The organism is Cognatiluteimonas weifangensis (assembly GCF_003416885.1).
Taxonomy (GTDB): Bacteria; Pseudomonadota; Gammaproteobacteria; order Xanthomonadales; family Xanthomonadaceae; genus Cognatiluteimonas; species Cognatiluteimonas weifangensis.
Map to the genome: position 1 here is coordinate 1 of NZ_QVPD01000006.1, position 20437 is coordinate 20437.

16 protein-coding genes, 1 other RNA gene and 1 pseudogene are annotated in these 20437 nt (G+C 72.8%); 2 read left to right on the forward strand and 16 right to left on the reverse strand.

What is annotated here, in order from left to right; all coding sequences use genetic code 11:
* Window positions 1-542: 542 nt before the first annotated feature.
* From ftsZ to rsmI, 16 genes and pseudogenes are all read right to left on the reverse strand, one after another.
* On the reverse strand, window positions 543-1790 hold the full coding sequence (ftsZ, locus tag D0Y53_RS07215; RefSeq protein WP_117202554.1) for a cell division protein FtsZ: 1248 nt from the start codon (window positions 1788-1790) through the stop codon (window positions 543-545).
* Window positions 1791-1915: 125 nt separating this feature from the next.
* Window positions 1916-3151, reverse strand: a complete 1236-nt coding sequence (gene ftsA / locus D0Y53_RS07220) for a cell division protein FtsA (protein ID WP_117202555.1) — start codon at window positions 3149-3151, stop codon at window positions 1916-1918.
* Window positions 3148-3918: a cell division protein FtsQ/DivIB gene (locus tag D0Y53_RS07225; protein ID WP_117202556.1), complete on the reverse strand. Its 771-nt coding sequence runs from the start codon at window positions 3916-3918 to the stop codon at window positions 3148-3150. Before D0Y53_RS07225 ends, ftsA begins: the two co-directional genes overlap by 4 nt.
* Window positions 3915-4877, reverse strand: a complete 963-nt coding sequence (locus tag D0Y53_RS07230; protein WP_325048066.1) for a D-alanine--D-alanine ligase — start codon at window positions 4875-4877, stop codon at window positions 3915-3917. The genes D0Y53_RS07225 and D0Y53_RS07230 overlap by 4 nt, the downstream gene beginning before the upstream one ends.
* Window positions 4874-6343 (reverse strand): UDP-N-acetylmuramate--L-alanine ligase, encoded by a 1470-nt coding sequence (gene murC, locus D0Y53_RS07235; protein ID WP_386725074.1) that lies wholly within the window; start codon window positions 6341-6343, stop codon window positions 4874-4876. The genes D0Y53_RS07230 and murC overlap by 4 nt, the downstream gene beginning before the upstream one ends.
* 2 nt (window positions 6344-6345) lie before the next feature.
* Window positions 6346-7443, reverse strand: a pseudogene (gene murG, locus D0Y53_RS07240) (undecaprenyldiphospho-muramoylpentapeptide beta-N-acetylglucosaminyltransferase); the annotation flags it as partial.
* Window positions 7440-8783: a putative lipid II flippase FtsW gene (ftsW, locus tag D0Y53_RS07245; protein ID WP_117202557.1), complete on the reverse strand. Its 1344-nt coding sequence runs from the start codon at window positions 8781-8783 to the stop codon at window positions 7440-7442. The pseudogene murG and the gene ftsW, both read right to left, overlap by 4 nt.
* Window positions 8783-9865: a phospho-N-acetylmuramoyl-pentapeptide-transferase gene (gene mraY / locus D0Y53_RS07250; protein ID WP_117202558.1), complete on the reverse strand. Its 1083-nt coding sequence runs from the start codon at window positions 9863-9865 to the stop codon at window positions 8783-8785. The genes ftsW and mraY overlap by 1 nt, the downstream gene beginning before the upstream one ends.
* Window positions 9855-11270 (reverse strand): UDP-N-acetylmuramoyl-tripeptide--D-alanyl-D-alanine ligase, encoded by a 1416-nt coding sequence (locus D0Y53_RS07255; RefSeq protein ID WP_117202559.1) that lies wholly within the window; start codon window positions 11268-11270, stop codon window positions 9855-9857. Before D0Y53_RS07255 ends, mraY begins: the two co-directional genes overlap by 11 nt.
* The gene (locus D0Y53_RS07260; RefSeq protein WP_199492024.1) at window positions 11267-12778 is read right to left on the reverse strand and encodes a UDP-N-acetylmuramoyl-L-alanyl-D-glutamate--2,6-diaminopimelate ligase; all 1512 of its coding nucleotides are present in this window, start codon (window positions 12776-12778) and stop codon (window positions 11267-11269) included. Before D0Y53_RS07260 ends, D0Y53_RS07255 begins: the two co-directional genes overlap by 4 nt.
* Window positions 12775-14637, reverse strand: a complete 1863-nt coding sequence (locus D0Y53_RS07265) for a peptidoglycan D,D-transpeptidase FtsI family protein (protein ID WP_117202560.1) — start codon at window positions 14635-14637, stop codon at window positions 12775-12777. The genes D0Y53_RS07260 and D0Y53_RS07265 overlap by 4 nt, the downstream gene beginning before the upstream one ends.
* Window positions 14634-14900: a cell division protein FtsL gene (gene ftsL, locus D0Y53_RS07270; RefSeq protein ID WP_117202561.1), complete on the reverse strand. Its 267-nt coding sequence runs from the start codon at window positions 14898-14900 to the stop codon at window positions 14634-14636. Before ftsL ends, D0Y53_RS07265 begins: the two co-directional genes overlap by 4 nt.
* A complete protein-coding gene (rsmH, locus tag D0Y53_RS07275) occupies window positions 14897-15865 on the reverse strand; it encodes a 16S rRNA (cytosine(1402)-N(4))-methyltransferase RsmH (RefSeq protein ID WP_117202562.1) in 969 nt (322 codons plus the stop codon). Before rsmH ends, ftsL begins: the two co-directional genes overlap by 4 nt.
* Entirely contained in the window at window positions 15862-16308 is a 447-nt protein-coding gene (gene mraZ / locus D0Y53_RS07280) for a division/cell wall cluster transcriptional repressor MraZ (RefSeq protein ID WP_117202563.1), read from the reverse strand. Before mraZ ends, rsmH begins: the two co-directional genes overlap by 4 nt.
* Window positions 16309-17071: 763 nt before the next feature.
* Window positions 17072-17445: RNase P RNA component class A (gene rnpB, locus D0Y53_RS07285), an RNA gene on the reverse strand.
* A gap of 127 nt (window positions 17446-17572) precedes the next feature.
* Window positions 17573-18409, reverse strand: coding sequence for a 16S rRNA (cytidine(1402)-2'-O)-methyltransferase (gene rsmI / locus D0Y53_RS12670; RefSeq protein WP_147319035.1), 837 nt, complete (start codon window positions 18407-18409; stop codon window positions 17573-17575).
* Between the two features lie 84 nt (window positions 18410-18493).
* Between rsmI and D0Y53_RS07290 the strand changes: the two genes are divergently transcribed.
* Together D0Y53_RS07290 and D0Y53_RS07295 are read left to right on the forward strand one after the other, a co-directional pair.
* Window positions 18494-19864 (forward strand): penicillin-binding protein activator, encoded by a 1371-nt coding sequence (locus D0Y53_RS07290; protein WP_158550605.1) that lies wholly within the window; start codon window positions 18494-18496, stop codon window positions 19862-19864.
* Complete coding sequence (locus D0Y53_RS07295; protein WP_117202668.1) at window positions 19851-20246, forward strand: YraN family protein; 396 nt, start codon at window positions 19851-19853, stop codon at window positions 20244-20246. The genes D0Y53_RS07290 and D0Y53_RS07295 overlap by 14 nt, the downstream gene beginning before the upstream one ends.
* Window positions 20247-20437: the final 191 nt, after the last annotated feature.

Here is a 20437-nt window from a genome sequence, read left to right on the forward strand (position 1 = left end):
GGCCTGTGCGGGACCGTCGGCGGCATGGATGCCGCCGAGGAGCCTACAGGGACGTATTCACGGCGTGTCCCGCACAGGCCGGGCCACCGGCTTCCTCCATGGAGGCTTCCGCACCTGAAGCATGAGTTCACCACATGTCTCACACAGGCCGGATCGCCGGCTTCCCTCGCGGGGACTCCCCGCATTCTGGAAGAGAGTCAATTAAGAATTCCGCGCGCGGCAGTGGAGAGACACTTGATTGCCTCCGCCCCCTTTCGTTTGAGGGCGGGAAACGGGCCGGTCGACCCCGGGTCGACCGGCCAAGACATCCTGCGGGCTGGCGCGCCCGAATCCGGTCCCGCGTCAGTCGGCCTGGCGGCGCAGGGTGAGACGGCGCGCTTGCGAGGCATCGCCTCGCGCGCCGTCGAACGCCCGGCCACGGGTGAGCACGAGGCGTCCCACGCGGCACTGCCGCGTGCCTCGGGCGAACGCCCCGCGCGCTGCGCGGGGCCGGCAAGCCGGGCAGGGCCAGCCGAAGCCGCATTGCAGCGCCATGGACGGCATCAGTCGGCCTGGCGGCGCAGGAACGCCGGGATGTCCAGGTAGCTGCTGTCGCCGCCGAAGTCAGCCGCCGCCGGGGTGGCGGCCCCTTGTTCGCCGCTGCTGCGGCCGCGCAGGTGCGCCGCGATGCCCTGACCGGGCCGGAACGGGTCGGCGACCTCGTCGATCAGCATGCCGGTGGTGCCGTCGCGCTTGCCCGCCTGGGTGTTGATCAGCTGCACGTGCGGCTTGCGCGCCGGCTCGGCGCCGAAGTCCGCGCGCTCGCCGCGCAGCGGCTGCCGCGAGACCGCGCGGTTGAGGCCGGTGGCGACCACGGTGACGCGGACGTCGTCCTGCATGTCCGGGTCGAGCACGGTGCCGATGACCACGGTCGCGTCCTCGCTGGCGAAGCCCTCGACGGTGCGGCCGACCTCGTCGAACTCGGCCATGGTGAAGTCCGGGCCGGCGGTGATGTTGACCAGGATGCCGTTGGCGCCGGACAGGTTGACGTCGTCGAGCAGCGGGTTCTGGATCGCCGCCTCGGCCGCCGCCTGGGCGCGGTCGTCGCCGCGAGCGTGGCCGGTGCCCATCATCGCCAGGCCCATCTCGCTCATCACCGTGCGCACGTCGGCGAAGTCGACGTTGATCAGGCCCGGGCGCACGATCAGGTCGGCAATGCCTTGCACCGCGCCCAGCAGCACGTCGTTGGCGGCGCGGAACGCCTGGATCATCGTCGCGTTGCGACCGAGCACGGTGATCAGCTTCTCGTTGGGGATGGTGATCAGCGAGTCGCAATGCTGGCTCAGCTCGTCGATGCCCTTGAGCGCGACCTGCATGCGGCGGCGGCCCTCGAACGGGAACGGCTTGGTGACCACGGCCACGGTCAGGATGCCCATCTCCTTGGCCAGCTGCGCCACCACCGGCGCGGCGCCGGTGCCGGTGCCGCCGCCCATGCCGGCGGTGATGAACACCATGTCGGCGCCCTGCAGCGCGTCCATGATCCGCTCGCGGTCCTCGAGCGCGGCCTGGCGGCCGACCTCGGGGTTCGCGCCCGCGCCCAGGCCCTTGGTGACGTTGCTGCCGAGCTGCAGCTGCAGCTTGGCGCCGCAGTTCTTGATCGCCTGCGCGTCGGTGTTGGCGGTGATGAATTCCACCCCGTCGACGCTGCTGCTGACCATGTGCGCCACGGCGTTGCCGCCGCCGCCGCCCACGCCGACCACCTTGATGACCGCGTTCGGGGCCATCTTCTCCACCAGTTCGAAATGCGCCATGTCCGTGTCCTCTGTTCTGTGCCGCTAGTTGTTGTGGAATCGGGTTGTGTTGCCAAGTACCGCAATCGCCCTGCCTGCCCTGCCGCCGGCGCGCCGTCGCGCCGGTGCTCGTTCGCGCCGCGGCGTCAGAACTCGCCGCGGTACCAGTTCTTCAGCTTGTTGAAGAAGCTGCCGGCGCGTCCGGTCGGGATCACCGGCCGCCGCGGGTGCTCGATCTGGCTGCCCATCAGCAGCAGGCCGACGCCGGTGGCGTGCACCGGGTTGCCGACCACCTCGCCCAGGCCGGTGACGTGCTGCGGGATGCCCACGCGCACCGGCATCTGCAGCATCTCCTCGGCCAGCTCGACCACGCCTTCCATCTTCGAGGCACCGCCGGTGAGCACCATGCCGGCGCGCACCAGCTCCTCGAAGCCGCTGCGGCGCAGCTCGGCCTGCACCATCTCGAAGATCTCCTCGTAGCGGCCCTGCACAGCCTGCGCCAGCGAATGCCGCGGCAGCCGCCGCGGCGGCCGCTCGCCGACGCTGGGCACCTGGATGCTTTCCTCGGCGGTGGCCAGCTGCGCCAGCGCGCAGGCGTAGCGGACCTTGATCTGCTCGGCTTCCGGCGTCGGCGTGCGCAGCATGTGCGCGATGTCGTTGGTGACGTGGTCGCCGGCGATCGGCAGCGAGGCGGTGTGGCTGATCGCGCCCTGCACGAACACCGCCAGGTCGGTGGTGCCGGCGCCGATGTCCACCAGCGCCACGCCGAGCTCGCGCTCGTCGGCGGTCAGCACCGCGGTCGCGGAAGCCAGCGGCGACAGGATCAGGTCGTCGACCTGCAGGCCGCAGCGCTGCACGCATTTGCTGATGTTGGCGGCGGCCGAGTTCGCGCACACCACCAGGTGCGCATGCACCTCCAGGCGCACGCCGGTCATGCCGACCGGGTTGCGGATGCCTTCCTGCGAGTCGTCGAGCACGTATTCGCGCGGGATCGCGTGCAGGATCTTCTGGTCGGCCGGGATCGCCACCGCCTTGGCCGCCTCGAGCACGCGGTCCAGGTCGCCCCAGGTCACCTCGCCGTCGCGGATCGGCACGATCCCGGGCGAGTTGCGGCACTGCACGTGGTTGCCGGAGATCGACGCGTACACCGAGCGGATCTCGCAGCCGGCCATCAGCTCGGCCTCCTCCACCGCGCGCTGGATCGACTGCACCGTGGATTCGATGTCGACCACCACCCCGCGGCGCAGGCCGCGCGATTCGTGCGAGCCGATGCCGATCACTTCGATCGGGTTGCCCGGCGAATATTCACCCACCAGCGCCACCACCTTGGAGGTGCCGATGTCCAGGCCGACGATCAGAGCCTTGTCACCCTTGCGATTCATGTCCGTCCTTCCGTACTGCGCCGGTCCGCGCCTGCGCGGGGCCGGGGCGGGGTTGCGGTTTGCGGCGGTTGTGCCGGCGCCCAGCTCAGGGCGAAGCCGTTGGTGTAGCGCAGGTCCGCGCGCGCCAGCGGCCGCTGCTGCTGCGACAGCAGCTGCGGCAGCAGCCGCGCGAAACGCGCCAGCCGCAGCCGCGCCTCGCTGCTGCCGACCACCACGTCGGTGCCGTCGGACAGCCGCAGCGACCAGCTGCCGCGCCGGTCCAGGGTCAGCGCGCGCACGTCGATGCCGCTGGGCGCGAACAGCACCCGCGCCTCGTTGTAGAGCGCGACCACCGCGGCGACGCGCGCGTCGGGGCCGTCCAGGCGCGGCAGGCCCCTGGGCACCGCGATCCCGGCCGCCGGAAACAGCCGGCCCTGCTCCGACAGCAGCCGGTCCGCGCCCCACTGCGCGAACGGCCGGTGCTCGACGATCCGCACCTCCAGCACGTCCGGCCAGCGCTTGCGCACCTCGGCGTGCTCGACCCACGGCAACGCCGCCACCGCGGCCCGGGCGTCGCCCAGACGCACCGCGAAGAACCCGCGCTGCGCGTACGGCAGCAGCGTCTGCTGCAGGCGCGCCGCGTCCACCCGCTGCAGCGCGCCCTGCACCCGCAGCGTGCGCAGCGGCCAGCGCTCGGCGCCGATCCAGCCATTGACCACGGCCACCACCGGCAGCGCCACCAGCAGCACGGCCAGAGTCCAGGCGAGCAGGCGCAGGATCGCGTTCATGGCCCCGCTCCCTGGGCCACGGTCATCTCCAGGATCCGCCAGCACAGCTCCTCGAACGACACCCCGAAGGCGGCGGCGGACTTGGGCATCAGCGAATGGCTGGTCATGCCCGGCGCGGTGTTGGCCTCCAGCAGCCAGTTGCGGCCGTCGCGGTCGCGCATGAAGTCGATCCGCGCCCAGCCGCGCAGGTCGAGCGCGGCGAACGCGCGCTCGGCCTGCTCGCGCGCCTGCGCCTCGCCGGCCTCGTCGAGACCGGGGCAGATGTACTGGGTGTCCTCGGCGACGTACTTGGCGTTGTAGTCGTACCAGGCGCCCTTGGGCACGATGTGGATGCTGGCCAGCGCCTGGCCGCCGAGCACGCCGATGGTGTATTCGCCGCCCTCGATCAGCTGCTCCATCAGCAGCTCGCCCGGGTATTGCGCGGCCAGCGCGATCGCGGCGTCCAGGTCGGCCTCGCCGTAGACGCGGCTGACGCCGACGCTGGAGCCCTCGCAGGCCGGCTTGACGATCACCGGCAGGCCGAGTTCGCGCGCCGCCGCGTGCACGTCGGCGCCGCGCGACAGGCGCACGTAGCGCGGCGTCGGCAGGCCCAGCGCCAGCCACACCTGCTTGCTGCGGATCTTGTCCATCGACAGCGCGCTGCCGAGCACGCCCGAGCCGGTGTAGGGCACGCCCAGCGCCTCCAGCAGGCCCTGCAGCACGCCGTCCTCGCCACCGCCCTTGTTACCGTGGAGGACGTGGAACACGCGGTCGAAGTGCCCGTCCTGCAGCTCGCGCAGCAGGTTGGGGATGCCGTCGACCGCGTCGGCGCGCACGCCGCGCGCGCGCAGCGCGGCCAGCACGTTGCGGCCGGAGTCCAGCGACACCTCGCGCTCGGCGCTGGTGCCGCCCATCAGCACCGCGACGTGGCCGAACACGGCCGGGTCCTGGACGCGCAGCGGCGGCAGCCGCACGCTCACGGCGCCGCTCCTTCGGCCGTGGCCGCGGCGAAACCGGCCGCCGCCAGCTGCTGCGCGGCCTGGCCGATGTCGCCGGCGCCCATCAGCAGCAGCAGGTCGCCGTCGCGCAGGATGTCGGGCAGCACCGTGGCCAGGTCGCCGACGCTGTCCACCACCACCGGGTCGATGCGGCCGCGGGCGCGGATCGCCCGCGCCAGCGCGCGCGCGTCGGCACCGGCGATCGGCGCCTCGCCGGCCGGGTAGACCTCGCTCAGCACCAGCGCATCGACCGACGACAGCACCCCGGCGAAATCGTCCAGCAGGTCGCGGGTGCGGGTGTAGCGATGCGGCTGGAACGCGACCACCAGGCGCTTGTCCGGCCAGCCGCCGCGCGCGGCGGCGAACACCGCTTCCAGCTCCTTGGGATGGTGGCCGTAGTCGTCCACCAACTGCACCCGCGCCCCCTTGGCGGTGGTCAGCTGCGCCAGCAGGTTGAAGCGGCGGCCGATGCCCTGGAACTTCTGCAGCGCGCGCGCGATCGCGTCGGGGCCGATCCCGAGTTGCCAGCCGACCGCGGCCGCGGCCAGCGAGTTGAGCACGTTGTGACGGCCCGGCAGCGCCAGTTCGATCTCGGTGCGGCTGGCGTCGGGCAGGCACAGGGTGTAGCGCATGCGGGCGCCGTCCTGGCGCACGTCCTGCGCACGCACGTCGGCGGCGTCGCTGAAGCCGTAGGTCATCACGTGGCGCGAGGTGGTGCCGGCGAGCGCGGCGACTTCCGGGTCGTCGATGCACAGCACCGCCAGGCCGTAGAACGGCAGCCGGTGCAGGAATTCGGCGAACGCCGCCTGCACCCGGGCGAAATCGCCGCCGTAGTTCTCCAGGTGGTCGGCGTCGATGTTGGTGACGATGGCAACCAGCGGATTCAGGCGCAGGAAGCTGCCGTCGCTCTCGTCGGCCTCGGCCACCAGCCACTGGCCACCGCCCAGGCGCGCGTTGGCGCCGGCGGCCAGCAGCTTGCCGCCGATGACGAAGGTCGGGTCCAGCCCGCCCTCGCCGAGCACGCTGGCCAGCAGCGAGGTGGTGGTGGTCTTGCCGTGGGTGCCGGCGACCGCGATGCCGCGACGAAAGCGCATCAGCTCGGCCAGCATTTCCGCGCGCGGCACCACCGGGATGCGGCGCGCACGCGCTTCGACCAGCTCCGGGTTGTCGCGCTTGATCGCGCTGGAAGCGACCACGCAATCGGCGCCGTGCACGTGCTCGGCGGCGTGGCCGCGGTGGATGCTGGCGCCCAGCGAGGCCAGGCGCCGGGTCACCGCATTGTCGGCGTTGTCGGAGCCGGACACGGTGTAGCCCAGGGTGCACAGCACCTCGGCGATGCCGCTCATGCCGACCCCGCCGATGCCGACGAAGTGCACGCGGTTGGCGGCCCCGTCCAGACGGGTGCGGGCCAGGTCGCGGCTGGCGAGCATGCGACGGACGGCGCTCATGCGGTCTCCTTGGGGGTGGCGAGGGCGAGCACGGCATCGGCGACGCGTTCGGCGGCGTCGGGCCGGGCCAGCGCGCGCGCGGCTTCGGCCATCGCCAGCCGGCGCTGCGGATTGGCGGCGAGCACGCTCAAGGTGGCGCGCAGTTCCTCGACCAGGGCCGCGCCCTGCGGCAGCAGCACGGCGGCGCCGCGCTCGACCAGGTATTCGGCGTTGCGGGTCTGGTGGTCGTCGACCGCCTGCGGGAACGGCACCAGCACGCTGCCGATGCCGGCGGCGCACAGTTCGGCCAGGGTCAGCGCGCCGGCGCGACAGACCACCAGGTCGGCGCCGGCGTAGGCCGCGGCCATGTCGGCGATGAACGGCTCCACGGTGGCGGCCACCCCGGCCCGGGCGTAGGCGCGCTCGGCGTCCTCGCGCAGCTTCTCGCCGCACTGGTGGCGGACCACGATCTTGCCGGTGAGGGTGGCCAGCGCGCGCGGCAACGCGTCGTTGAGCGCGCGCGCGCCCTGGCTGCCGCCCAGCACCAGCAGCCGCAACGCCCCGCTGCGGGTGGCGAAGCGCTGCGCCGGCGGCGGCAACGCCGCGATCTCGCCGCGCACCGGATTGCCGACCACGTCTTCGGCGACGCCCCTGAAGGTCTGCGGGAACCCGGTCAGCACCCGCCGCGCGAACCGCGCCAGCACGCGGTTGGTCAGGCCCGGGGCGCGGTTCTGCTCGTGCACCAGCAGCGGCACCCCGCGCAGCCGCGCGGCAATGCCGCCGGGGCCGGCGGCGTAACCGCCGAAGCTGATCACCGCCGACGGCTGCCGCGCGCGCATCACCCGCGAGGCGGCGCGGATCGCGCGGAACACGCGCCAGGGCGCGCCGAGCAGGGCGAGCACGCCCTTGCCGCGCAGGCCCTTGACCGCGATCGTGTCGATGGCGATGCCGTGCTGCGGCACCAGCCGCGTCTCCATGCCGGCGTCGGCACCCAGCCATGCCACCGGCACTCCGCGCGCGCGCAGCGCCGCGGCCACCGCCAGGCCCGGGAAGATGTGCCCGCCGGTGCCGCCGGCGAGGATCAGCACCGGCCCGTCGCGACGCGTGCGGGCGGCGCTCACGGGCGCTTCCTCAGGCCGAGCGCGGCCGGCGCGCGGGCGTGCGTCGGGCCGGCCACGGGCTCGACCCGCTGCCGCAGGCGCGCGCTGCCGCGCGCGAGCTTGCCGGCGGCCGGCAGCGGCGGCTGCGCGGTCGGCGGCGGCGGCGTGCGCACCACCTCCGCCAGCGGCGCCGCCTCGCCGCGCCGCAGCGCGACCTGGCGCTGCGCGCGCTCGAGCTCGTAGCTCACCCGCAACAGCAGCCCCAGCGCGGCGCAGGTCATCAGCACGCTGGAGCCGCCGGAGGACACCAGCGGCAGGGTCAGGCCCTTGGTCGGCAGCAACCCGAGGTTGACGCCGATCGAAACGAAACTCTGCAGGCTCACCAGCAAGGCGATGCCGAACGCGCAATAGCCGGCGAAATGCCGGCGCATCTCCACGCACTTGAGCCCGATCCAGAAACCGCGCCCAGCCAGCAGCGCGTAGGCGCCGATCACCGCGCATACGCCGACGAAACCCAGCTCCTCGGCGATCACCGCCAGGATGAAGTCGGTGTGCGCCTCCGGCAGGTAGGCGAGCTTCTGCACCGAGGCGCCGAGGCCGACCCCGAACCACTCCCCGCGCCCGACCGCCATCAGCGCGTTGGTCAGCTGGTAGCCGCTGTTGAACGGGTCCGCCCACGGATCCAGGAACGAGGTGAAACGACGCACGCGGTAAGGTTCGGCGATCGCGACCATCGCCAGCAGCGGCAGCCCGACCAGCACCGGCCCGAACATCCGCGGCATGTTGACCCCGCCCAGCACCAGCATCCCCGCGGTCACCGCCAGGATCAGCGACAGCGAGCCGAAGTCCGGCTGCGCGATCAGCAGCGCCACCAGCAGCACCGCCACCCCCAGCGGCTTGAGCATCGCCGACCAGGTCGCGGTCACGTCCTCGCTGTAGCGCTTGAGGTAGGAGGCGAGCCAGACGATGTACAGCAGCTTCACCGCCTCCACCGCCTGGAAGTTGGCGATGCCCAGGTTGAGCCAGCGGCGCGCGCCGTTGACGCTGACGCCGATGCCCGGCACGAACACCAGCAGCAGCAGCACGAAACAGGCCAGCAGCAGCCACTGCCCCTGCTGCTCCACCGCCTTGAGCTCGGTGCGCATCAGCCACAGCGCCAGCGCGCAGCCCACCGCCAGGAACACCACGTGGCGGCCGAGGAAATAGAACGGGCCCACGCCCAGGCCTTCGCCGATCGCGATCGAGCTGGAAGCGACCATCACCACGCCGAAGCAGGCCAGCGCGATCGACACCCCGAGCAGCCACGGGTCGTGGCGGCCGCCGATGGCGTCGAGTCGGGTCGCCTGGTGCAGGTCGGTCATCAGCGCACCTTCAACGTCGCCAGCCCGATCAGCACCAGCACCACCGAGATGATCCAGAAGCGCACGATCACGCGCGGCTCGGGCCAGCCCTTGAGCTCGAAGTGGTGGTGGATCGGCGCCATCCGGAACACGCGCTTGCCGGTGAGCTTGAACGAGGCCACCTGGATCATCACCGACAGCGTCTCGACCACGAACACGCCGCCCATGATCACCAGTACCAGTTCCTGGCGCACGATCACCGCGATGGTGCCCAGCACCGCGCCCAGCGCCAGCGCGCCGATGTCGCCCATGAACACCATCGCCGGATAGGTGTTGAACCACAGAAAGCCCAGCCCGGCGCCGGCGATCGCGGCGCAGATGATCACCAGCTCGCCGGCATTGGGGATGCGCGGGATCTGCAGGTAGCTGGCGAACTGGGCGTGGCCGGAGGCGTAGGCGAACACGCCCAGCGCGCAGGCCACCAGCACCGTGGGCATGATCGCCAGGCCGTCGAGGCCGTCGGTGAGGTTGACCGCATTGGAAAAGCCGACGATCCAGAAGTAGGCGATGAACACGAAGCTCACGCTCACCAGCGGCAGCGCCACCGACTTGAACATCGGGATGTAGAAGGTGGTCGCCGCCGGCACGTCGGCGCTGTAGTACAGGTACAGGCCGACCGCGAGGCCGAGGACCGATTGCAGCAGGTACTTCCAGCGCGACTTCAGGCCGTTGGGGTCGCGCTTGACGATCTTGATCCAGTCGTCGTACCAGCCAATCGCGCCATAGGCGACCATCACCAGCAGCACCAGCCACACGTACTTGTTGCGCAGGTCGCCCCACAGCAGCACCGAGGCGAGCACGGTGGACAGGATCAGCGCCCCGCCCATGGTCGGGGTACCGGCCTTGGAGAAGTGGCTCTTGGGCCCCTCCTGGCGGATCGGCTGGCCCTTGAATTCGGCCAGCTTGCGGATCATCGCCGGGCCCCACCACAACGCCAGCGCCAGCGCGGTCAGCGCGCTGAGGATGCCACGGAAGGTGAGGTAGCCGAACAGCCCGAACAGGCTCTGCAGCTGCTCCAGCCAGCGGGTGAGCTCAAGCAGCATTGCCGGTCCCCTCGTCGAGTAATGCGCGCGCGATCCGGTCCATGGCGCTGCCGCGCGAGCCTTTGACCAGCACAGCCGGCGCGGCCGCGGGCGCGGCGGCCGCCAGGTCCGCGCGCAGGGCCTGCGCCAGCGCCGCGTGCGTTTCGAAGTGGCGCGCGCCGGGGCCGAACGCCGCGGCCGCGGCCGCGCTCAGCGGCCCCAGCGCGTACAGCCGCGCCAGCCCGGCGGCCCGGGCGCGGCGCCCGGCTTCGGCGTGCAGCGCGTGCGCGTCGGCGCCGAGCTCGCGCATGTCGCCGAGCACCAGCCAGGCTTCGCCGCCGGACGACGCGGTGTCCGCGGCCAGCAGGTCGATCGCGGCGTTGAGCGAGCCGGGATTGGCGTTGTAGCTGTCGTCGATCAGCTCCGCGCCGCCGGCCAGGCGATGGCGCACCAGGCGCCCGGCGACCGGGCGCGCGGCGGCCAGGCCCTCGGCGATCGCCTGCAGCGAGGCGCCCAGGCCCAGCGCCAGCGACGCGGCGGCCAGCGCGTTGCGCACGTTGTGCCGGCCGCTCAGCGCCAGCACGACGTCGACCTCGCCCTGCGGCGTGCACAGCACGAAACGCGCGCCGGCGGCGTCGAGCGTCACCTCGCGCGCGGTCACGTCGGCGCTGGCGTCCAGGCCGAAGCGGATCAGCCGGCGGCCGTGCGCGCGCTCGGCGAAATACGGCGCGAAGGCGTCGTCGGCGTTGATCACCGCAACCCCGTCCGGCGGCAGCGCGTCGTAGATCGCGGCCTTGGTGTCGGCCACGCCGAGCAGGCTGCCCATCCGCTCCAGGTGCGCGGGCGCGATGTTGTTGACCAGGGCGGCGTCCGGGCGCGCGATCGCGGTCAGATAGGCGATGTCGCCGGGCTTGCCGGCGCCCATCTCGTAGATCGCGAACTGCGCCTGCTCCGGGGCGTCGAGCACCGCCAGCGGCAGGCCGATCTCGTTGTTGCGGTTGCCGGGGTTGGCGTAGGCGCCCTGCTCGCCGAGCAGCGTCGCCCGCTGCAGGATCGGCAGCAGCAGGGTCTTGACGCTGGTCTTGCCGTTGCTGCCGGTGATCGCCGCCACCTTGGTGCTACGGGTGCGCTGCAGCGCGGCGGCGAACGCGCCCAGCGCGCGCTGGGTGTCGGCGACCACCACCTGCGGCAGCGCCGCCTCCACCGCGTGCGTCACCAGCGCCGCGCGCGCACCGGCCTGCTGCGCCGCGGCGACGTGGTCGTGGCCATCGAAGTGTTCGCCCTGCAGCGCCACGAACAGCGCCGCGCGGCCGTCGCTGGCGTCCAGCGTGCGCGAATCGCTGGCGACCGCGTCGATCAGCACGTCGGCACCGTGCAGGCGGCCGCCGGTCCATTGCGCGATGCGCGAGAGCGGCAGCGGCGTCATGCCCGATTCTCCGTGCGGGCCGCGGCCGCGCGCCGCGCCAGCGCCCGGCGCGCGACGTCGCTGTCGTCGAAGGGATGGCGGACGCCGGCCACCTCCTGGTAGGTCTCGTGGCCCTTGCCGGCGACCAGCACGATGTCGTCCGCGCCGGCGGCGGCGATCGCATGCGCGATCGCCCGGCCGCGGTCGCGCTCCACCCGCACCTGCGCCGGTGCGGCGAAGCCGGCCAGGATGTCGGCGACGATGGCGTCGCCGTCCTCGCCGCGCGGGTTGTCGTCGGTGACGATCACCACCTCGGCCCCGGCCTCGGCGATCGCCGCCATCTGCGGGCGCTTGCCGCGGTCGCGCTCGCCGCCGCAGCCGAACACGCAGGTCAGGCGCCCGTGCAGATGCTCGCGCAGCGAGGCCAGCGCCTGCTGCAGCGCGTCGGGCTTGTGCGAGTAGTCGATCACCACCAGCGGCAGCCGGCTGCCGTCGGCCAGGCGCTCGCCGCCGAGCCGGTTCATGCGCCCGGGGATCGGCTGCAGCCGCGCCAGCACGCCGGCGATGGCGTCCGGCGCGTGGTCCAGCGCGTGCAGCACCGCCGCCACCGCGACCAGGTTGTCGATGTTGAAGCGCCCCAGCAGCGGCGAGCGCACGCGGTGCCGCGCCGCGCCGATCACCAGGTCGAACGCCAGGCCGTCGGCACCGAGCGCCGCGTGCTCGGCGCGGACCTCGGCCGGCGCCCCGCGCGAGCTGGTGCCGATGCCGCGGACCCCGGCCGGCAATGCGGCCAGCAGTTCGCGGCCGAAGGCGTCGTCGCGGTTGATCGCCGCCGCGCGCAGCCCCGGCCAGGCGAACAGCCTGGCCTTGGCGGCGCCGTAGCGCGCCATGTCGCCGTGGTAATCGAGGTGGTCGCGGGTGAGGTTGGTGAACACCGCGACGTCGTAGTGCACCGCGTCCACGCGGCCCTGGTCGAGCGCGTGCGAGCTGACCTCCATCGCCACGGCCTGGGCGCCGGCGTCGCGCAGCTGCGCCAGCAGCGCGTGCATCTGCAGCACCAGCGGAGTGGTGAAGCCGGTCGCGATCGCCGCGCCGTAGAGCCCGGCGCCGAGCGTGCCGATGGTGCCGCTGCGGATGCCCAGCAGGCTCCAGGCCTGCGCCAGCAACTGCACGGTCGAGGTCTTGCCGCTGGTGCCGGTGACACCGACCATCGTCAGCGCCCGCGACGGGTGGCCGTGGAAGCGGTCGGCCAGCGCGCCCATGCGCGCGCGCAGGCCCGGCACCGCGATCGCGTCGGCCGGCGCCGGAAGGTCGTCGGGCGCCGGCGGCTCGAACAGGATCGCGCTGGCGCCGGCCGCGCGCGCCTGCGCGGCGAACTGCAGGCCGTGCGCGCCGAAGCCGGCGATGGCGACGAACGCATCGCCCGGGCGCAGCGCGCGGCTGTCCTGCACCAGACCGGTGACCGCGAGCTGCGGCGGCACCGCGGGCACGTCCGGCAGCAATTCGGCCAGGCGCATGGCGCGGGTCATGGCCGGACTCCGGTCGCGGCCGGGACCCGCTGCGCGGGCTCGTGCACGGCGCCCGCAGCGGCGCCGGTCGCCGCCGGCGCCCCGGCCGCGGCGATGCCCGCGCCCGCGCTGCCGACGCCCTGCGCCCGGGCCTGCGCCGCGAGCCAGGTCTCGATGTCGTCCGGCGGCACGTCCATCAGCCGCAGCGCGCCCTGCATCACGTTGTGGAACACCGGGCCGGAGACCGACCCGCCGTAGTAGCCGCGGCGGCCGGGATCGGGATCGCTGACCACCACCGCCATCGAGAAGCGCGGATGCTCCACCGGCACCACGCCGGCGAACAGCGACACGTAGCGGCGCGCATAGCCGCCGCCGCTGGCCATGCGCGCGGTGCCGGTCTTGCCGGCGACGTGGTAACCCAGGATCGCGGCCTGGGTCGCGGTCCCGCCGGGTTCGGTCACCGTCTGCATCATCCTCATCACTTCATGCGCGATCCGCGGATCGAGCACCTGCGTGGGCGGGTTGGGTTGGCCCTTGACGAAGGTCGGCGCGATCATGCGCCCGTCGTTGGCGAAGGCGGCGTAGACCTGCGCGATCTGCAGCGGCGTCGCCGACAGGCCGTAGCCGTAGGCCATGGTCTGCTTGCTGGTGCCGCTCCAGCGCGAAGGCGGCGGCAGCACGCCGGAGGACTCGCCGGGAAAGCCGCTGTGCGGCGCGCGGCCGTAACCGAAGCGCCGGACGAAGTCGTAGAACTGGCGGTCGGACAGCCGGTGGGCGACCTTGGCCGCGCCGACGTTGGAGCTCTTGGTGATCACGCCGGTGACGGTGAGCACGCCGTAGTTGTGGGTGTCGGTGGTGCGGTAGCGGCCGTTGGGCATCCAGCCGGGGCGGGTGTCGATCAGGGTGTCGGGGGTGACCACGCCCGCGGCGAGGCCGGCGGCGATGGTGACCGGCTTCATGGTCGAGCCGGGCTCGACCACGTCGGTGACGGCGCGGTTGCGGTGCGCGTCGCGGCGGCTGCCATCGACCGCGTTGGGGTTGTAGGAGGGCAGGTTGGCCATCGCCAGCACCTCGCCGGTGGCGATGTCCAGCACCACCGCCGAGGCGCTGCTGGCGCCGGTCTCCAGCAGCGCGCGCTTGAGCTCGCGGTAGGTCAGGTACTGGATGCGGCGGTCGATCGACAGGGTCAGGTCGCGGCCGGGCTGCGCGGCGCGCACCAGGTCGACGTTCTCGACGATGCGGCCGCGGCGGTCGCGGATCACCTTCTTGGCGCCGGGGGTGCCGCGCAGCCAGTCGTCGAACGCCAGCTCCACGCCTTCCTGGCCGCGGTCGTCGATGTTGGTGAAGCCGAGCACGTGCGCCAGCGCCTCGCCCTGCGGGTAGAAGCGGCGGAACTCGCGCTGCGAGGCGACCCCGGGGATGTCGTGGGCGAGGATCGCCCGCGCCTCGTCCGGATTGATGCGGCGCTTGAGGTAGACGAACTCCTTGTCGCTGCGCTGGCCGAGCTTGCGCGTGAGCTGCTCGGTCGGCACCCCCAGCGCCCGCGCCAGTTCCGGCAGGCGGTCGGGGGCTTTCAGCAGCTCCTGCGGATTGCCCCAGATCGACTCCACCGGCGAGGACACCGCCAGCGGCTCGCCATTGCGGTCGGTGATCATGCCGCGCGAGGTCGGGATCGGGATCTCGCGCAGGAAGCGCGCGTCGCCCTGCTGGCGGTAGAAGTCGTTGTCGATGATCTGCAGGTCGACCGCGCGCCCGACCAGCGCCAGCGAGCACAGCCCGAGCGCCCCGGCGACCAGCCCCAGCCGTCCGCGCAGGTTGAACTGCGTGCGGCCGCGCGGCCTGGCCGCCTTGCCCGGCTTGCCGACGCCGCGGACGTTCATGGCCGCACCACCACGATTTCGCCGGCCTCGGGAAACTTCATCCCCAGCCGGGTGCGCGCCACCTGGTCGATGCGGTTGCTCTCGGCCCAGGTCGCCTGCTCCAGCTGCAGCCGGCCGAATTCGATGTTGAGCTCGTCGCGCGCGCGCTCCAGCTTGGTCAGGGCGATGAACGACTGCCGGTGCTGGTGGCGCGCGAACACCACGCCGATCGCCGACAGCACGTCGGCGAGGATCAGCAGCGCCAGCAGCACGCGCACGCTCATGCCGCGGCCTCCCGGCGCGGGGCCGGCAAGCGTTCGGCCACGCGCAGCACCGCGCTGCGCGCGCGCGGGTTGGCGGCGACTTCGGCCGCCGCGGCCTTGCGCGCCCCGCCCAGCGCGCGCAGCGCCGGCGCGAACGCCGGCGCCGCCGGCAGCCGCCGGTTGGCCGGCGGCGCCTTGGCGTGGGCGGCGATGAAGCGCTTGACGATGCGATCTTCCAGCGAGTGGAAGCTGATCACCGCCAGCCGTCCGCCGACGTTCAGGCGCGCCAGCGCGGCGTCGAGCCCGGCCTCCAGGTCGACCAGTTCGCGGTTGATGAAGATCCGCAGCGCCTGGAAGCTGCGGGTCGCCGGGTGGATTTTCCCGGCGCCGCGCGGCACCACCGCGGCGATCAGCTCGGCCAGCTGCGCGGTGCGCGCGATCGGCTGCTGCGCGCGCGCGGCCACGATCGCGCGCGCGATCCGCCGCGACATCCGCTCCTCGCCGTAGGTCCACAGCACGTCGGCGATCGCCGCCTCGTCGGCATGCGCCAGCCACTGCGCGACGCTTTCGCCGCTGTCCGGGTCCATGCGCATGTCCAGCGGACCGTCCTTGCCGAAACTGAAGCCGCGCTGCGCCACGTCCAGTTGCGGCGAGGACACGCCCAGGTCCAGCAGCACCCCGTCCAGGCCGGCGGCGGTCGCGTCCCAGCGCGCCAGCTCGGCGAAGCTGCCGCGGTGGATGGCGACGCGCGGATCGCCGCCGAACTCGCGTTCGGCGCAGGCGATCGCCTCGGGATCCTTGTCCATCAGCAGCAGCCGCCCCCTCGGGCCCAGCTTGCCCAGCACGCCGCGCGCATGGCCGCCGCGCCCGAACGTGCCATCCAGGTACGTTCCATCCGTCTTCACGGCAAGGCCGTCCATGACCTCGTCGTAGAGCACCGGAAGGTGGCCTGGGCGGGGACCTGCCCCGGGGCCACCTGCCGTCATAGCTGCAACTCGAGCAGTCCGTCGCCCAGGTCGGCATCGCTGAGCGTCTGCCGGATCTGCGCCAGGTGCGCCTGCTCGCTCCAGAGTTCGAATTTTTCGCCCATGCCCAGCAGCACGGCCTTCTTTTCCAGGCCGCAGCTGCTGCGTTGCGTCGCCGGGATCGAGATGCGGCCGCTGTTGTCGGGCTCGACGAAGGCCGCGGCACCGACCAGCTTGAGTTGCAGCAACCGGCTGCGGCTGAGCGTGCGCGGCAACGCGTTGACCTGGTCGCGGACCTTTTCCCAGGCGGCCAGCGGGTACAGGTACAGGCAGCCGGCCTCGAACGGGTTGTAGGTGAACACCAGGCGGTTGCCGGCCTCGCGCGCGACCAGGTCCCGGTAACTGGTGGGAATCGCCAGCCGGCCCTTGTCGTCGATGGTGATGGCGGTCTCGCCCTGGAACATGCTGCCCGGTGCCCCCGTCTGAGGCGGGTTGACGACCCAAGGAAAACCACAAAATTCCCGGTTTCCCCACGAGCTGCCACCTTAGGAGCGACCCGGAGGGTTGTCAACAACTTTGCGGGGCAATTTTCGCTAGGCAGGTCAATGACTTGCGCAACACTTGAGAGACTTGTTCAAGCTTTATCCACAAGCTGCTGTTTCGTCTCAAATTTTGAGAATCCACTATTTCGGAGGCCCACCCAGGTTCCAGCGATGGACATCGATGCGGTGCTATTGCACTGCAGCAATGGACAGTCCTCCACTATGGCCTGCTCAATAGCAGAATCGGCTTCGGACACAGTCGCCGCCCGGCGGGCTGGGGGTGCTGCGCCCTCCTGACGACCTCCTGTCTTTAAGTCGGGTCGTGGGCCATCCATGGCCCACTCTCCGCACCCCCAGCCCGCCGGGCGGCGACTTGGCGAGATTGAAGATCGTCGCTTCGGCGGCTCTTTTTACAGGCGCCGACTCACTTGCCCAGAAGCGGTGGCCCGGCCTGTGCGGGACCGTCGGCGGCATGGGTCCGGCGCACTGCGCCGGACGGGTGGGCCAGGGATGGCCCACCCCGGTCTTGCCGCCTGCGCAGGAGAGCGCAGGCGAGCAAGCCGCCGAGGAGCCTACAGGGACGTATTCACGGCGTGTCCCGCACAGGCCGGGTCACCGGCTTCCCGGAGATCCCACAAAAGCGGGTACGACAGGTCTTCTTAAAGTGCGCAGCACTTTGAAGAAGCGGCGGAGCCGGCCGATAAGCCGGGTTCTGTCGTGGACAGTCATTCCTCTGGGCGCAGCGTCACCGCTACGCTCGAGCAGCCTACCCGGACCCGACGCGGGCCACGTCATGGGGTCCCTATTTGGCCTTGCTCCCGGTGGGGTTTGCCGTGCCGGTCGGTTACCCGACTCGCGGTGCGCTCTTACCGCACCATTTCACCCTTGCCTGATCCGGACCGCCCCGAAGGGACGCCCGGCCATCGGCGGTATCTTTCTGTTGCACTTTCCGTCGGCTCGCGCCGCCCAGGCGTTACCTGGCACCGTGCCCTGTGGAGCCCGGACTTTCCTCGGCACCGCCCATTGCTGGGACGATGACGCGACTGTCTGGCCGACTCCGCCGCCGCGATTGTCGCATGCCCCGGCGATGCCGCCGCCCATGCTGCGGACCTGCGCTTCAGGTTCGCCGACCGGTCGGGCCGCGCCCCGCGACCCACGGTCCAGGACCACGTTCCCGGCGCCGGCCCTACGAACCGTACAGCGCCTTGCGCGGAGCGCCGCTGAGTTCGGCCGCCAGCTTCGCGGCGGTGGACGGCGGCAGGTGCTCGCCCAGCTTCGCGTACAGGCGCCGGCCTTCGGCCACGCGCGCGTCGGCTTCCTCGCCGACGCCGTGCACCAGCAGCACGAATTCGCCGCGGCGCTGGTCCGGGTCCGCGGCCACGCGCTGCTGCAGCGTGCCCAGCGGGCCGTCGAGCACGGTTTCGAACAGCTTGGTCAGCTCCCGCGCCAGCACCGCCGGCCGCTCGGCGCCGAACGCCGCCACCAGGTCCGCAAGGGTGTCCTGGATCCGGTGCGCGGACTCGTAGAACGCCAGCGTGCGCGGTTCGGACGCCAGCTGCAGCAGGCGCTCGCGCCGGGCCGCGGCGCGCGCCGGCAGGAAGCCCTCGAACACGAAGCGGTCGCTGGGCAGGCCGGCCACGCTCAGCGCGGCGATGAAGGCGCACGGCCCCGGCAGCGGACTGACGCGGACCCCGGCCGCACGCGCCGCGCGCACCAGCCGAAAGCCGGGATCGCTGACCAGCGGCGTGCCCGCGTCGGATACCAGCGCCAGCGATTCGCCGGCCTGCAACCGCGCCACCAGCCGGTCGGCGACCTCGCCCTCGTTGTGCTCGTGCAGGGCCAGCAACGGCGTCTGGATGCCGTAATGCGCCAGCAGCTGGCGGGTGTGCCGGGTGTCTTCGGCGCAGATCGCCGCGACCGTGCGCAAGGTCTGCTGCGCGCGCGGCGACAGGTCGTCGAGATTGCCGATCGGGGTGGCGACGACATGCAGCGTGCCACCGGGAAGATTGCTGGCCGCTGCCATCGCTGCTCCATCCGCCGCGCCGGAGAACGCGCGCGGGTAGAATCCTACCCGGTTCCCACGGAGCGCCTTGTGCGGCGGATGCAGATGAGCCGGAAACGACCGGGCGCCCACGCCGCCAGAGTGCTGCTGCCGCTGCTGCTGGCGCTGCTCGCCGGCGGTTGCGCGGTGTCGGAGGTCACGCGCGCACCGGCCCCGACGCGACAGGTGGCGCCGGCCTTCGCCGAGGCTGCGGCGCTGGCCGCCCCCCACGCCGGCCTCGACAGCCAGGCCCGGCAGGCCAATGCCGAACGCATCGACCGCCTGCTCGCCGGACTCGACGACACGGTGCTGGCGCGCGAGGCCGCCGCGCTGCCGGCCGGCGATCCGCTGTACGCGTTCGCCGGCCGCGCGCTGCTGGACCGCGGCCTGCCGCTGCCGCGGGCGTTCGATCGCGGTGGCGCCTGGTCGTCCGCCACCGGCGCGCGGCCGCCCGCGGACCCCGACGGGTATCGCCCGCCGCTGCGGCTGGGCGTGCTGCTGCCGCTGTCGGGCAGTCTCTCGGCCGCGGCCGCGCCGGTACGCGACGGCCTGCTCGCCGGCTATTACGGCGAGCGCCGCCGGCGCCCGCAGATCACCTTCCACGACACTGCCGCCGGCGGGGCGATCGCCGCCTACGACCAGGCGCTCGCCGCCGGCGCCGACTACGTGCTCGGCCCGCTCGGCCGCGACCAGGTCGACGCCCTGTTCCGCAGTGGCCGGCTCAGCGTGCCGGTGCTGGCGCTCAACGCCGGCAGCGTGCCGCCGCCGCCGGGCAGCGCCAGCTTCGCGCTGGCGCCGGAGGACGACGGCATCGCCGCGGCCGAATACCTGCTCGCGCGCCACGCCTCGCGCGCGCTGGTGCTGGCCGACGCCGACGACGGCCTGCGCCGCGCGGCCGCCGCATTCCGCGCGCACTGGTCGGCGCGCGGCGGCCGCATCGTCGCCGAACTCGGCGTCGGCACCGAACCGGGCGACCTGTCCGCGGCGCTGGCCACCGCGGCGCAATCCGGCGGCGGCATCGACGCCGTGTTCCTGGCGCTGAAGCCGGCGCACGCGCACGCGCTGGCGCCGCAGCTCGCGCGCGCCGGCCTCGGCGGCACGCTGCGGGTGGCCACTTCGCAGCTGGCCGCGGCCCATGCCGACCTCACCCGCGAGCATGCGCTCGACGGCATCGCCTTTCCCGGCGAAACCGGCGGCGTGCATGCGGCGGCCGGCCTGCCGAGCGCACGCGGCGGGGCGGCCAGGCTGTTCGCGTTCGGCCACGACGCCTGGTTGCTGACCGCCTACCTGGAACACCTGGCCACGGCCGCCGACGGCAAGGTCGCCGGCGCCACCGGCAGCTTGCGCCTGGACGGCTTCGGCAACGTCGTGCGCACGCCGACATGGTCCACCTTCCGCGGCGCGACCGTGGTGCCGCTGGGTGGTGCCGGCAACTGAAGCCGGGGCGCTCGACCGGCGCGCCCGCGGCGCACAGGTCGAGGCCGCCGCACGCCGCCACCTGCTGGCGGCCGGGCTGCGCGAACTGGCCGCCAACGCGCGCTATCGCGGCGGCGAACTCGACCTGGTGATGCGCGAGGCCGACGGCACCGTGGTGTTCGTCGAGGTGCGCTACCGCAGCCACGCCGGCTTCGGCGGCGGCGCGATGTCGGTCGACGCACGCAAGCGCCGCAAGCTGGTACATGCCGCGCAACGTTTCCTCGCCGCGCACCGCGAACTGGCGCGCGCCGCGTGCCGCTTCGACGTGATCGAGGCCGACGGCGATCCCGCCGCGCCGCGGCTGACCTGGCTGCGCGATGCCTTCCGCGCCGACGACGTCTAGGACGGGCACGGACGGGGGTCGCCATCTGCAAACGTCGGCACCGACGCCCCGCGGGTCCAATCGCTGGTGCCGCCTCGCGTTCCCGCGGGTGAAGCGGGCGGCAGGGTCGGGGTTTCGTTCCGCTGTCGCCGCGCTCGATGGCTCTTGAACTCGCCGGCCCCCACCACCGCGAGGACATCGTCCAGGCGTCG

What these genes read in the sequence shown, in the direction of transcription:
- ftsZ (WP_117202554.1), bottom strand. Translation starts at nt 1,790, where the DNA reads ATGGCGCATTTCGAACTGGTGGAGAAGATGGCCCCGAACGCGGTCATC.
- ftsA (WP_117202555.1), bottom strand. Translation starts at nt 3,151, where the DNA reads ATGAATCGCAAGGGTGACAAGGCTCTGATCGTCGGCCTGGACATCGGC.
- D0Y53_RS07225 (WP_117202556.1), bottom strand. Translation starts at nt 3,918, where the DNA reads ATGAACGCGATCCTGCGCCTGCTCGCCTGGACTCTGGCCGTGCTGCTG.
- murC (WP_386725074.1), bottom strand. Translation starts at nt 6,343, where the DNA reads ATGAGCGCCGTCCGTCGCATGCTCGCCAGCCGCGACCTGGCCCGCACC.
- ftsW (WP_117202557.1), bottom strand. Translation starts at nt 8,783, where the DNA reads ATGACCGACCTGCACCAGGCGACCCGACTCGACGCCATCGGCGGCCGC.
- mraY (WP_117202558.1), bottom strand. Translation starts at nt 9,865, where the DNA reads ATGCTGCTTGAGCTCACCCGCTGGCTGGAGCAGCTGCAGAGCCTGTTC.
- D0Y53_RS07255 (WP_117202559.1), bottom strand. Translation starts at nt 11,270, where the DNA reads ATGACGCCGCTGCCGCTCTCGCGCATCGCGCAATGGACCGGCGGCCGC.
- D0Y53_RS07260 (WP_199492024.1), bottom strand. Translation starts at nt 12,778, where the DNA reads ATGACCCGCGCCATGCGCCTGGCCGAATTGCTGCCGGACGTGCCCGCG.
- D0Y53_RS07265 (WP_117202560.1), bottom strand. Translation starts at nt 14,637, where the DNA reads ATGAACGTCCGCGGCGTCGGCAAGCCGGGCAAGGCGGCCAGGCCGCGC.
- ftsL (WP_117202561.1), bottom strand. Translation starts at nt 14,900, where the DNA reads ATGAGCGTGCGCGTGCTGCTGGCGCTGCTGATCCTCGCCGACGTGCTG.
- rsmH (WP_117202562.1), bottom strand. Translation starts at nt 15,865, where the DNA reads ATGACGGCAGGTGGCCCCGGGGCAGGTCCCCGCCCAGGCCACCTTCCG.
- mraZ (WP_117202563.1), bottom strand. Translation starts at nt 16,308, where the DNA reads ATGTTCCAGGGCGAGACCGCCATCACCATCGACGACAAGGGCCGGCTG.
- rsmI (WP_147319035.1), bottom strand. Translation starts at nt 18,409, where the DNA reads ATGGCAGCGGCCAGCAATCTTCCCGGTGGCACGCTGCATGTCGTCGCC.
- D0Y53_RS07290 (WP_158550605.1), top strand. Translation starts at nt 18,494, where the DNA reads ATGAGCCGGAAACGACCGGGCGCCCACGCCGCCAGAGTGCTGCTGCCG.